Below are 12,548 nucleotides of genomic sequence, written 5' to 3'. Positions count from 1 at the left end.
ATGTTATTTCTATTAGTGGAAAATCCTATAGATTAAAAGATCATTTTTATCAAGAGAATGAGTAAAAAACTGCACTCTTATAAGATCGAAAACTTACGCTCTAAACTTGACATTTATAAGAGTAGTATTATTGACATAAATATAAAACAAATAATTGTAGGTACTTAGAAGGGAAGGTGTGCTAAAATGAGCACGTATGTTAAAAGAAAATGTGGGAATTGTGGTTACAATATAGAAGGTTGGACGAGGGATTATAGAGCAATTGGAGAACCAGTTACAATTTGTCCTAATTGTAAGTCATATATTAAGTTAAGTCATCAAAAGGAATGGAAAATGATGTCTTTAATTGAACAAATATCGTGGATTATAAGTCCAATATCCAATTTGATGTATGGTATTATGACTTGGTTAACAATATATGTATTAGGAGCACAAATATTGAAAATACCTTTATTTGAAGATGAAATTATGTATTTAATTTCTTTTTTATTAGGGGTATTATTGCGTTCAATACTTTTGTATATTAGAATTAATCAATCAAATGAAAGAATGAATGATAGTGAATATAGAAGATTTTTAAGGGAAGTAAATGGTATTTATACAAGAGATTATTATGGTAAAGAAAGTTATAAAGGTGAATATATGGATGGTAATCCGAATGGAACAGGAGCACTATTTCATAAAAATGGAGCACTTAAGTATGAAGGAAATTTGAAAAATGGGATTAGCAATGGTTATGGAAAAGAATGGTGGGATGATGGTAATTTAAAGTATGAAGGAGAATTTTTGAATGGCGAATATCATGGGTTTGGAAAATTATATGATAATAATAGCAATTTAAAGTATGAAGGAGAATTTCTTAATGATAAAACAGTAAATATAATAGAAAGTAATAGAAAATGTAATCTAGACATAGGAATAGAAGTTGAAGAAATTAAGAAGGAATTTGAGGTATTGAAAAATTTAAAAAAAGAAGGTATTATTACTGATGATGAATACAGAAACATGATTGAAAGGTGTATAAATAAAATTGAGATTTAAATAAATATAAAATATGAATAAAATGTACCACATCCTTTTGTATAACAGGAACAAAGATTGTTTTAATCGGAGGGGGAAGAGATCAAAGCTTGGAGAGGTGGCAATTTATCATAGGAGAGTATTCTTTTAGATGAAATACTTGAATATAAATGTCAAGTTTAATATGGTTCTTTCCACTGTTAGTTGAATGATCGAGTTGACTCAATATATAAAACCTTGTTCTTTAACATTTCAAAACTATTTCTACCATACATTATGCGTTTAATTACTTTTAATTTATTGATACTTCCTTCTGCTAATCCATTGTTATATTCATATTTAATTGAATTTTTAACAGCTTCAATGTCTCTTTTTATACCATTTATAAAGGAATTTATGTATGAATTATTTAGTGATTTTGCTTCTACAATCCAATTTGTAAGATTTTCTACGTTTTTTTCTTTTAGCAATAACTTAAACTTACTGATAAGTTCTATAATTTTTATATAAAATGGATACTTTTTATTTATAATTTTTATTGTCTTTTCATCTAATTCATGTATACTTTTTAGAGGTTTATATACACCTCTTAATAAAATACTTCTTTTTATTGTAATTATTTTTTTTCTAAAATTTTGAGGGTTACTATTAAACTCCTTTTTTAACTTGGAACAATAATGTCTTAGATTTGAATTAGATCCTTTATATCCTTTTCCTGATATAACTCTATATATTGCAGCTATACTAATTCCCTTGCTTAACATATCTTTTATTTCTATTTTATATTCATCTAGTATACTTAATCTTCCTTGACGAGTATATTTTGGTATATGCAATGGATCGATATATTTTTTAACCGTTCTTCTATCGATACCCAGGATTTCACTTATTTTAGTTAATGAATATTTTTCTTTATTCAATTCTCTAGCTTTATTAATTATTAGATTTTTTTGTTCCCTTTTTATTTGTTGTCTTTTTTCTAATGTATTTAAAAAATAATTATTGAGATCTTCTGTACTTAATTTTATCAACTTATTGTAAGTTTTAATATTTAAATTAAATTGTTTGCATGCTAATGACTTATAAATACCACTTTCTATTAATTTGTTTACTTCTTTCCATTTGGCTTCTAATGTTAAATATTGAGTTTGATTTTCTTCAGCTTTTTTAGCAGAGCATTCTTTTATTTCATCAATTGTTACATTTACATTAAATTTTGTTTTTAGATATGTTTTACAATACTCTGTCAAATTTTTTAATAGATGAAACCTATCACTTACTTGTATAGCTTTTGGGTGCGCTAAAGATGTAGCGTTTTTATATACTAATGAACCATCTCTTGAAATAACCTTTAAATTTTTATATGTATTTAACCATTCTTTTACATCTTCTAGTTCTCTTGAATTTATCATATCTATAATTCTATGTGAATCAATATCTATCATAATACTTCCATATGTATATCTTTTTTTGAAAGCAAAGTCATCTATGCAGACTTTTGTTATTGCATTTTTATTTATTATTTTCGTTTCTTTTTTTTAAGAGATTGCATATAGTACTTTTACCTACTTTTGCAACATGTCTGCTTAATATATTTGATGCTGTTATTGAGCTTACATTTATAGATATATTAATTATTTCATCTTCTAAACGTTTTGATTTTTTGCCTTTAGGAGATAAAAAATCATAGGTTTCTGCAAATGTTTTATGATTACAATTTGGATTATTACAAAACATTTTTCTGTTATTAATAATTATTACAACTTTTTTTCCTTGTAGTGGTAAATCTTGAAAACTTCTCTCATATCTAGAATGAACTTTTGAAGTTGGAGTATTACAATAAGTACAAATTACTTCAAGTTTATTAGATTCTACCCAAATTTTAATAGTATCATCAGTTATTTCATGTTTAATATATTCTAATTTCTCATCTAATAATTTTATTAAGGCATTCATTTTAATAGTCTCTTTTCTTTAGGATATAATTATTAAATTATATCCTACTTATAAAACGAAATCAACTAACAGTGGAAAGAACCATTTATATTGTATCGTTTATATTTGAATTTGATAGGAGCACTTTGGAAAGTTTAAGACAAACCAATAGATGATAAGTATATATAGTTAAAATGAACCAGACGTATAGTTGTTATTTTTTAGTGATTTTTGATATGAATCCGTGTCACTTTGGGTACTTTTTAGATTCTAGTAATAAAAAGTATAAATGTAGTGCTAGTGAAATCAATAGATATTTAAATAGAGCCTCAAGCCCACTTCTTGATATTATTGGACACAAAAATAAATCACAAAAGTTGTTTGGAGTTCCTCAATATGGTTTTGGGAGGTTACTTATATAGGATTTAGTCCAGTTGCTACAGAAATTTTGATATTTATATCTGATATAGATTCTAAAATAAAATAGTATAAATTTAACTTTTAATACCCATAATCTAAATAAAAAGATTATGGGTATTGTTGTTTGGAGGAAATTATGAATAACAAGGAAAAAGGAATCTTAGGAGAAAAGATCGCCTGCAATTATTTGATAAAAAATAAATTTCATATACTTGAGAAAAATTATAGAACAAAAATTGGTGAGATAGATTTGATAGCTCTTAAGGGTAATAAAATATCATTTATAGAAGTGTATTTAAGGAATAACAATATCAATCATATAGAGAATGCGTTTTGCGTTAACTAAGGGTGGTGTTTATGTGTTTTGTAAGATAAAGAGTGCTTGTTTAATAGGAATAGATGGATTTATTGTAGATGTTGAGGTGGATATAACGAAGGGCCTACCAGTACTTAATATAATAGGTCTTCCTGATACATCTATAAAAGAAGCTAAAGAGAGGGTAAAGTCTGCAATAATTAATTCGGGATATGATTTTTTGAATTCTAGGATAGTTATAAATCTATCACCAGCTGATATAAGAAAAGAAGGACCTTATTTTGATCTTGCTATGGCTGTTGGAATGTTAAATAGATTATATGAATCAAATGAAGAGTATATGAGTCAAACTTTATTTTTAGGAGAACTAGCTCTTGATGGAAATTTGAAAAAAGTAAGAGGGGTACTTCCCATAATAATAAATGCAAAATCTAACAATATTAAGAGAGTGTTTTTGCCATCTCAGAATTTAAAGGAAGCATCTTATATAGATGGAGTTGAGATATATCCTGTAGATAATCTGAGACAAGTTATAGATTTTTTAGCTAGTAATACAAAAATTGATATATATGTTAAGAAAGAAAAACTGATCAAAAAGGAGGAATATAGATTGGATTTTTCTGATATAAAGGGAAATTATTTTGTGAAAAGAGCAATGGAAATAGCAGCAGCTGGAAATCATAACATGTTAATGATAGGACCGCCTGGAAGTGGAAAGACTATGATAGCTAAAAGAATAAACACTATATTACCAGATATGACAGAAGAAGAGATGATAGAAGTTAGTAAGATATATAGTGCAGCAGGACTTATAGATGAAGATATAGGTATAATAACCAGGAGACCTTTTAGACAAATACACCATACAGCTACGAAGACTGCTTTAATAGGAGGGGGAAGAGATGCAAAGCCTGGTGAAGTTGTACTTTCTCATAGAGGAGTACTTTTTTTAGATGAAATGCTTGAGTTTGATAGAAGAACTTTAGAAACTTTAAGACAGCCTATAGAAGATAAATATATTAATATATCTAGGGTTAAAATGAATCAAACCTATCCTTGTAATGCTTTAGTAATTTCTGCTATGAATCCCTGTCACTGTGGATACTTTTCAGATGAGACTAGGGAATGTAAGTGTACTAATAATGAAGTTAATAGATACTTAAATAGAGCATCAGGTCCACTTCTTGATAGATTCGATTTGTTTGTCGAGGTAAATCCTATAAATTTTGAAGAGTTTCAAAGTAAGCATAAAGAAGAGACTTCAAGTGATGTAAAAAAGAGAGTTGAAAAGGCTAGGAAAATTCAAAGTGAAAGGTACAAGGGTGAGGGTATATATACTAATAATGATATAAATACTAAGAAAATAGAAATGTATTGTTATTTGGATGAAGAGTGTAAAGATTTCGTAAAGACTGTATTTACCAAGTATAAATTCAGCTCAAGAAGTTATCATAAGCTTTTGAAAACTTCAAGGACTATAGCTGATCTTGAAGAAGAGGATATAAAGGTGTGTCATATAGCTGAGGCTCTTTCTTTTAGGAAAGCTTATTATAATTATTGGGGATAAATTATTTAAAAATAAAAACTGTGAAATTGATCCACAGTTTTTATTTTGTATTTATTTTATTCCTACAGAATCGAAAGCATCAGCTACAGCTTTAGATTCAAAACTATCTTCTCCATAAAAATCTTCTGCTGATTGGATTAAAGCAAGTCTTGCATCATGGAAATTAGATGTTGAAGTTAAATAATTTGTTAAAGCCTTATAATATATTTTTTCAGCTTTATGAACACCTAACTCACTTGTAACAAGGTACGCTGCTTTATTTGGTATTCCTGAATTAGTATGAACTCCACCATAATCTTTAGTAGTATTTACATATTCATTCATATGAGTTGGTTGAGCTCTATAAGCTTTAGTGCTTCCTGGATCAGCTATATCTCTTAATGCATCACCATCTTTATATGGTGTCCAAACGTCTTCACCACATAACCAATCAGCTTTATCTGGTTGATATTCAAATTCTATAAATGTACCAAATACATCTGAAAAAGATTCATTTAAAGCACCTGATTGATTTTCATATACAAGATTAGCTTCATTTTCTGTAACTCCATGTGTCATTTCATGACCAACAACATCCAATGCTCCTGATAAAGGTAATGATGTAGATCCATCTCCATCTCCGTATGTCATTTGATCATAGAACCAGAAAGCATTTACGTAGTTATTTCCATAGTGAACAGATGATATAATATCCATTCCTTTATCATCTATACTATTTCTGCCAAATTTTTCATGATAATAATCATATACGTGTTCTGCATATTTATGAGCATCTACAGCAGATTTGTATTTTTCATCGAAAAACTCACTTTTTTCATTGTACATCATCAATCCAGGTAAGAAGTATTGCATTTTAATTTCATTATCTTCATTCTCTTCAATATCTGGAACGTGTTTAGCAGTATAAGTTTTTATACTTACACCATCTTTAGTATTATCTATCATATAATAAGCTCCATTTTTGTATTCAAGATTTAGTTCTTTTTCGTCATTTAATACTCCTTTTCCTACTCCTTTAACATCAGCAGTTTGGATTCTATTGTATTTCTTTATAATTTCACCATTGTTAGCATTAATGAAAACGCTCCAATCACCTGGCTCAGATCCTAAGTTAAGTACTCTAACTTCATAAACTGGTATATACTTTCCATCCATTTCATAGAAATAGCTTTTAACATCTGGTTCCTTAGTAAGTGCATCAGTATTAACTTCTGATTTAGCAACTTCTATAGCAACTTTTTCTCTAACTTCTAATTTTTTATAGTCTTTATCAGAAATTTTATTGTAAACTTTATTATCTATTTTTCCATTAACAGCATATATTACTCCATCTTTATTAAAATGAATTATGTATTGTTTTCCAAATAAAGGAGTATTTTTATACATTTGTTGAACTTTAACATGAGTATTTCCTAATTCATCTTTCTTGGTAGTTATTTCTTTTAATTCTTCTTTTGGATTGTTTAACTTGAATAAGTCTTTGTTTTCTTTAAAAAACTCTATAACTCCATTCATATCTGCGCTTTTTTCCATTGAAAGTTTTCCTTTTAAAAATCCTAATTCATTTTCTTTATCAAATTTCACTATATTTATATTTGTTTTTTCTACATTTTCTTGGATTTTAGTATCAATTTCTTCTTGCTTACTTTCTAACACTTCACCTTTAGTTTCTTCAACATTCATATCTATTTTTTTCGATTTTTCATCTAATACCTTATCTTCGGTTTTCTCTATTTTTTCATCAACATTTTTCTCTTTATTTTCTATTGATTTTTCTTGTATTACTTCTTGCTTGTCCACTTTTTCTTCAACTTCTTTTTTTGATTCTTCCTTAGGTTCTTCTTTAATTACTTCTTTATTTTCAATTTCTTTTCCTGTGATTTTTATATCTTGATCTTCTTGTTGAGTAACAATCTGAGTGTCTTCAGATATTGTTATTTTGTTAGTATTTAACTCCTCTGCATTAGCCATTGGTGTTAATAATAGTGAACCGGTCATAATTGTAGAAAGTGCTATAGAACTTAATTTTTTTTTCATATAATATACCCCCTGTTAAATTTACTTAAAATTCAAAACTGTTAATTAATTTAAATAATACAAAATCCATAAGATTAATGCAAATTGCGCACTTGTCATATAATAGGAGTTTAATTAAATGAACAAGTGGTTTATTTATATGAAAACTACTTATGCATTGATTTATTCAATAAATTGAAATTTTTTATAATGAATAAAAATTATATTCATCAAAATCTTTAGAATGATGACTTTTTTATATATTGAGGTGATATTACATTAATATGGTAAATTTGGCATGAATCATCCAAAAAATTGAATTACTAAATAAATTTGTAATAGTCCTAAATACATATACTTCATAGAAAAATAGTTCTAGTCAAATATATGGTTATATAGGTAGTATGTACTTACTTTTATGTAATATATTGCAAAAAAACAAACTAAGTGGTAACGTTTCTGTAAGATTGTAAAAAAAATAGATATATTTCCAAAAGATAAACTATTATTCAATAATATAGAAAAAACAGTATGAAAAATACATGAGGAGGTTTAAAATGGATACTATTCGACAAACGAATAGAAGTATACTTTTTGAGGAGATTAATCCAGAGAAACTTGATCTTATTACGATTGTTGGAGATGTTAAAGGCGTAGACAGCTTAAGTGATGAAAAAATAAAAGAAATTAACGAACATCTTCTTGTGAAAAATTTTGATGAATTTCTAGAAAAATTTTCTCCAAGCGTATACTCTTTTTATAATGCTGCAAATCAAAATGTAGTTTACACACTAGAAAAACCTGAAAATCTTTCGGACGAATGCATTTCAGAAATTAAGCTTAATCAAGATAATGATTTTTTAAAAATGCTATTTACACTTATAGATGCAAAGAGAAGTCAAGGTATAAAAAATGTTGATTTCAAGTTTGAAAAAGTACTAGACATGATATCACCAAAAAAAATAATTGAAGATATAAAGCAGGTAAGAAAAGAAGTACATTATCTTTATAATAAATATGAAGAATTAGAGGAAGAGGATCCAAAAAAACTTGAACTTGGAGACAAACTTAACTATAAATTTGAAGAAGCTAGTCAAAATTATAACAATGTTATGGCTATGTTGCCTCTTGCAATAGAAGACATTAAGACAAGACTTTTATTTGGAAAAACTCAAGATGGTGATGAAGCAGAAGCTATACAAATTGGTATGTTAACTATGGGTGATAATGGAGAATTGAAAATATTAGAATCACCTAAGAGTGACTCTACAGAACTAATGGTTATGAATGAAGATGGGAATAACAGCCTTGTTGGTGTATTTGAAGAGGATTATGATGCCATTACAGAAAGTAAATCTGATTATGTAAAGGATCTTGTAGTAAGAACATTCTGCCCTTTACCTGCAGTACAATCAGAAATAGATGTAGAAAGAGAAGTACAAAACTACAATACTTATCTTGAATTCTACAAAAAAGCAAAAGATGATTTTGTAAAAACAGCAAAACCACTAGTAGAAAAAATATTGGGAATAAAAATGTTTTTCAACCAATATGACACTAAAAACAAAGGAATGCAACCTACTTTAATTATTACTAACAGTAAATTAGATATGACAGTAAAAAACAATAATGTACCTAGATTAGAGACATATTTAAATACTGTAAATGCTAAAAATGATTTCACTGATACAATATGGCTTGGTATAGTCCCAGCTATAGAAATGGAATCTGTAGGACAAGTAAAGACTAGAAGACAAAGATTCAAAGGAAATCAAAAATCTGCTAACAAAGAAGGCAATACAATAGAGTCATTGACTGCACTTCTTGAAATAATAAAAAAATATAAGGTACAAACATTCTTTAATTTCCAAGCTAATGAAGAAACAACATTCAATAATATGGCTACAGCTGGAATTGATAAGTACATGGAAAAATGTGAAATGTTAACGCGTCAAGATTATAGTGAATTTACTATACCGTGTATGCCTAACTTTACAATAATTCCTAAAGACAAATCTGGATTAGTAATAGATAGTAAGATGTTACAAACAGATGAAGGTGTAAAATTATCACAAGAAAAAGAAGATATATTAAAGTTATGGATAGAAGGCGTATATGTAGATGCTGCTTATATAGCGGCTGGAATAGTAGCTTCATACCAATGCCCAGAATATTTAAAAGAATATTTCAAAAATATTAATAGAGAATATCCAGGGGTTAGATTTGATATAGAATCAGGTGAGAACAACTTAAAGGTACTCACAACTATGGCTAAAGAAATATCAGGATTTACAAATAATATAAAAGACTCTATAAATAGAAAAAACTTTGGATTTGTTTTTTCATCTGAAAATGCACAGTTAGATGGAAAAGATATAAAGAGAATAACTGTTTATAAAGCTAGAAGTCTTGCACTTACAGAAGATGGATTTGATTCTATCTATAAAACTCTTGTAAGTACTTATATTGAGAGAATATTAAGATTCCAAACAAATGACTTTAAGCAAGACAACATTGTTAAATTCTTTAGTAGCAATCCAAACAGTCAAAAGAGTAAATGGATAAATTCTAAGCAATCAGAAAACTCAATCATTCAAGACGGAGATGATTTAAACTACGTAATAGATGATGAGAGTAATTTATGTTATATAGATCTTGTATTCAATGGAAATGTTAAAAATCTTGAAGTTACAATTACAAAAAGTACAAGTGCAGCTAAATAAATTGAAACATTAACTTACGATATTGATACTGTTTAAGTATTAATAAATATAGATTAAATAAAAAGGAGGAAATTTTATGGGATTCAGACTTAAAGTTGAAGGACCTGAGACTATTGACTTAGGACTTGAAAACATATTAACAGTAGAATTTAAAACAGATACACCAAATGATTCAAATGCACGTTCTACTGATCTTGGTACATCTTTAATAATTAAAGGAAAAATATTAACAGCAGTAGATGGAGAAGAAGCAGATAGCACAATGAAACTTGCTCAGTGGTCATTAGTACCTGGAGAAAAAGCTGATTGCTACAGAAAAGTAACAGTAGATGTAATATCAGCATCACAAGTGGTGAGAAAAATTGATTTACCAAATGCTTTTATAGTAGATTATACAGAAGATTATGGTGATGAAGAAGGAGTAGGAACATTCTACTTACATATGAAACAAAAGAAAGATAAGACACCAGCTGTAAAATTAGAAGGTGGATTTGAATTATAGTAAAATATAAAAATTGCAGAAAGGATGTGTAAATATGGGTTTTAGAGTAAAAATTGAAGGTGCTGAAACTATAGACCTTAGCATGGAAAGTGTACAAACAGTAAAATTAAAAACAGATATACCTACAGATTCAAATGCACGTACAAAAGATGTAGGATCTACAATGGTTATTAGTGGAAAGATATTAACAGCAGTAGATGGAGATCCTTTTGATAGTACAAGACAAATGGGACTTTGGTCATTAGTATCTGCAGAAAAAGCAGATTGCTATAGAAAAGTCACAGTACAAGTAATATCAGCAGATCAAGTAGTAAGAAAAATATTCTTCCCAAATGCTTTTGTAGTAGATTATAAAGAATCTTTTGGAGATACAGAAGGTGTAGGAACATTTGAACTAATTATCAAGCAGAAAAAAGATAAGCTAGATAAAGTAACTATAGAAGGCGGATACGGAGCCTAAAAAAATATATAGATGTCCTTTTTAGGACATCTATATTGATAAAGGATAAAAGTTATGAAAAATTTATATCAGATATTAGAAATTGATAAAAATGCATCTCAAAGTGAAATAAAAAAAGCATATAGAAAACTAGCTAAAAAGTATCATCCAGATCGTAATCCAAATGATAAAAATGCGTGTGATATATTTAGAGAAGTAGCACAGGCATATGAAATCTTAAGCGATGAGAAAAAGAGAAAAGAATATGATGATAAATTATCAAATTCTAAAAAAACAAATAAAACAAATAAAACAAATAATGATTTTAGTAAAAATAAAAAAGAAAATATGAAAAGACCAGATGGAATGAACGTGGACTTTGAATTTGAGAGATTCTTTGGTTTTAATCCAAAAACTAAAGAGACAAAAGAAAATTTTGCAAATAAAAGTAAAGATCCTTTTGATACAACAAATATTTTTAATTCTTTCTTTAAAGTAAAAAGAGATTAATGGAGTTGATGACTTTGAAAAAGTCGATTTCAAATAACATAAAAATTATTGACTTTACAATATCTATTATTTCAATAATGACAGGCATATATGTATATATGAATATAGATAACAAATTAATAAAAAATACATCAATATACTTGCTTGGAATAATAGCTGTTGTGTATATGATAAGAGTATTTACTACAAAAATAACAGATCCTGTTGAGATTAAAGATGTAAAAATCACTACTAATATAAATAGTCTTGCACTAGTAAATGAAGAAAATCAAATAATAAAAGAGTGGGATTTGTTTAATAAAACATCTTTACTAATAGGCAAAAATAATAAAGAAAATGAAGTTGATATAGATTTAAGTGAAGTGATATATGCATCATTAATAGATTCACAGCATGCAGTTTTGAATTTTGCATCAGGTAGTTGGTATATAGAAGACTTATATTCACAAAATGGTATTAGCATAGAAAAAGTTGAAGACAAGATAAGGTATAAATTATCAAAAGATAAACCTTGTACAATATTAAAAGGAGATGTCGTCTTTATAGCTAAAACTAAACTTTTGATTAGATGATGAAACGGAGTGTTAGTAAATGAGCCTTATTAGATGTCAAAACGGACATATGTTTAGTTCTAGAAGATACGGAACTATATGTCCTTATTGTAATATAGAAACAGCGTTAAAAGAAAAGCCAGAATTACCTTCAAAAGATTTTGATATTGAATATGAATTATTAAAAGAAGAAATACAGCCAGTGTGCGGTTGGCTTGTTTGCATTGAAGGATCTAGAGTAGGAAAAGATTATAAAATAAAAGAAGGTAAAAATTTTATAGGTAGATCAGATGATATGGATATACAAATTTTAGGTGATAACAAAATTTCAAGAAGAAATCATGCTATTGTAGTATATGATCCTAAAAAGAGAAATTCAGTTTTATTGCCAGGAGATGCATCGGGTATTGCATATTTAAATGATGAGGCAGTATATGTTCCAACACAATTATCACCATATGATGTAATAGAACTTGGAAATAGTAAATTTTTATTTATTCCATTTTGTGGTGAACACTTTGAGTGGGATGATATAGGTAGGGAGTAACC

General features: G+C 27.6%; 13 protein-coding genes. 10 read left to right on the top strand and 3 right to left on the bottom strand.

The genetic code is table 11. The features are described 5' to 3' along the window. Positions 1 to 186 precede the first annotated feature (186 nt). Complete coding sequence (locus WJW32_RS03340) at positions 187 to 1,041, top strand: hypothetical protein (protein WP_340254954.1); 855 nt, start codon at positions 187 to 189, stop codon at positions 1,039 to 1,041. Positions 1,042 to 1,220: 179 nt separating this feature from the next. Here WJW32_RS03340 and WJW32_RS03335 read toward each other — a convergent pair whose 3' ends face one another. Next, entirely contained in the window at positions 1,221 to 2,510 is a 1,290-nt protein-coding gene (locus WJW32_RS03335; protein WP_340254966.1) for a transposase, read from the bottom strand. A gap of 22 nt (positions 2,511 to 2,532) precedes the next feature. Next, positions 2,533 to 2,976, bottom strand: coding sequence for a transposase family protein (locus tag WJW32_RS03330; protein WP_340254952.1), 444 nt, complete (start codon positions 2,974 to 2,976; stop codon positions 2,533 to 2,535). Positions 2,977 to 3,149: 173 nt separating this feature from the next. Here WJW32_RS03330 and WJW32_RS03325 point away from each other — a divergent pair, with 173 nt between their 5' ends. The 3 genes from WJW32_RS03325 (at position 3,150) to WJW32_RS03315 (ending at position 5,258) form a co-directional block, all read left to right on the top strand. Continuing rightward, entirely contained in the window at positions 3,150 to 3,377 is a 228-nt protein-coding gene (locus tag WJW32_RS03325; protein WP_340254949.1) for an ATP-binding protein, read from the top strand. 134 nt (positions 3,378 to 3,511) lie between these two features. Next, a complete protein-coding gene (locus tag WJW32_RS03320) occupies positions 3,512 to 3,721 on the top strand; it encodes a YraN family protein (RefSeq protein ID WP_340254946.1) in 210 nt (69 codons plus the stop codon). A gap of 13 nt (positions 3,722 to 3,734) precedes the next feature. Further along, on the top strand, positions 3,735 to 5,258 hold the full coding sequence (locus WJW32_RS03315; protein ID WP_340254943.1) for a YifB family Mg chelatase-like AAA ATPase: 1,524 nt from the start codon (positions 3,735 to 3,737) through the stop codon (positions 5,256 to 5,258). 51 nt (positions 5,259 to 5,309) lie between these two features. On the opposite strand, the gene WJW32_RS03310 is transcribed toward WJW32_RS03315, so the two are convergent. After that, positions 5,310 to 7,295, bottom strand: coding sequence for a M4 family metallopeptidase (locus WJW32_RS03310; RefSeq protein WP_340254940.1), 1,986 nt, complete (start codon positions 7,293 to 7,295; stop codon positions 5,310 to 5,312). A gap of 536 nt (positions 7,296 to 7,831) precedes the next feature. Here WJW32_RS03310 and WJW32_RS03305 point away from each other — a divergent pair. The 6 genes from WJW32_RS03305 (at position 7,832) to WJW32_RS03280 (ending at position 12,546) form a co-directional block, all read left to right on the top strand. After that, positions 7,832 to 9,997 (top strand): transcriptional regulator, encoded by a 2,166-nt coding sequence (locus WJW32_RS03305; RefSeq protein WP_340254937.1) that lies wholly within the window; start codon positions 7,832 to 7,834, stop codon positions 9,995 to 9,997. Between the two features lie 76 nt (positions 9,998 to 10,073). Further along, entirely contained in the window at positions 10,074 to 10,499 is a 426-nt protein-coding gene (locus tag WJW32_RS03300) for a membrane-associated protease 1 (protein ID WP_340254934.1), read from the top strand. A gap of 34 nt (positions 10,500 to 10,533) precedes the next feature. After that, positions 10,534 to 10,959, top strand: coding sequence for a membrane-associated protease 1 (locus WJW32_RS03295; RefSeq protein WP_340254931.1), 426 nt, complete (start codon positions 10,534 to 10,536; stop codon positions 10,957 to 10,959). Between the two features lie 54 nt (positions 10,960 to 11,013). Beyond that, positions 11,014 to 11,448, top strand: coding sequence for a DnaJ domain-containing protein (locus WJW32_RS03290; protein ID WP_340254928.1), 435 nt, complete (start codon positions 11,014 to 11,016; stop codon positions 11,446 to 11,448). Positions 11,449 to 11,462: 14 nt separating this feature from the next. After that, entirely contained in the window at positions 11,463 to 12,020 is a 558-nt protein-coding gene (locus WJW32_RS03285; RefSeq protein WP_340254925.1) for an FHA domain-containing protein, read from the top strand. Positions 12,021 to 12,039: 19 nt separating this feature from the next. Next, positions 12,040 to 12,546: an FHA domain-containing protein gene (locus WJW32_RS03280; protein ID WP_340254922.1), complete on the top strand. Its 507-nt coding sequence runs from the start codon at positions 12,040 to 12,042 to the stop codon at positions 12,544 to 12,546. Positions 12,547 to 12,548 lie beyond the last annotated feature (2 nt).

Source organism: Tepidibacter sp. Z1-5 (genome assembly GCF_037844525.1).
GTDB lineage: Bacteria > Bacillota > Clostridia > Peptostreptococcales > Peptostreptococcaceae > Tepidibacter_A.
This window is presented reverse-complemented; position numbering and strand designations above follow the sequence as displayed.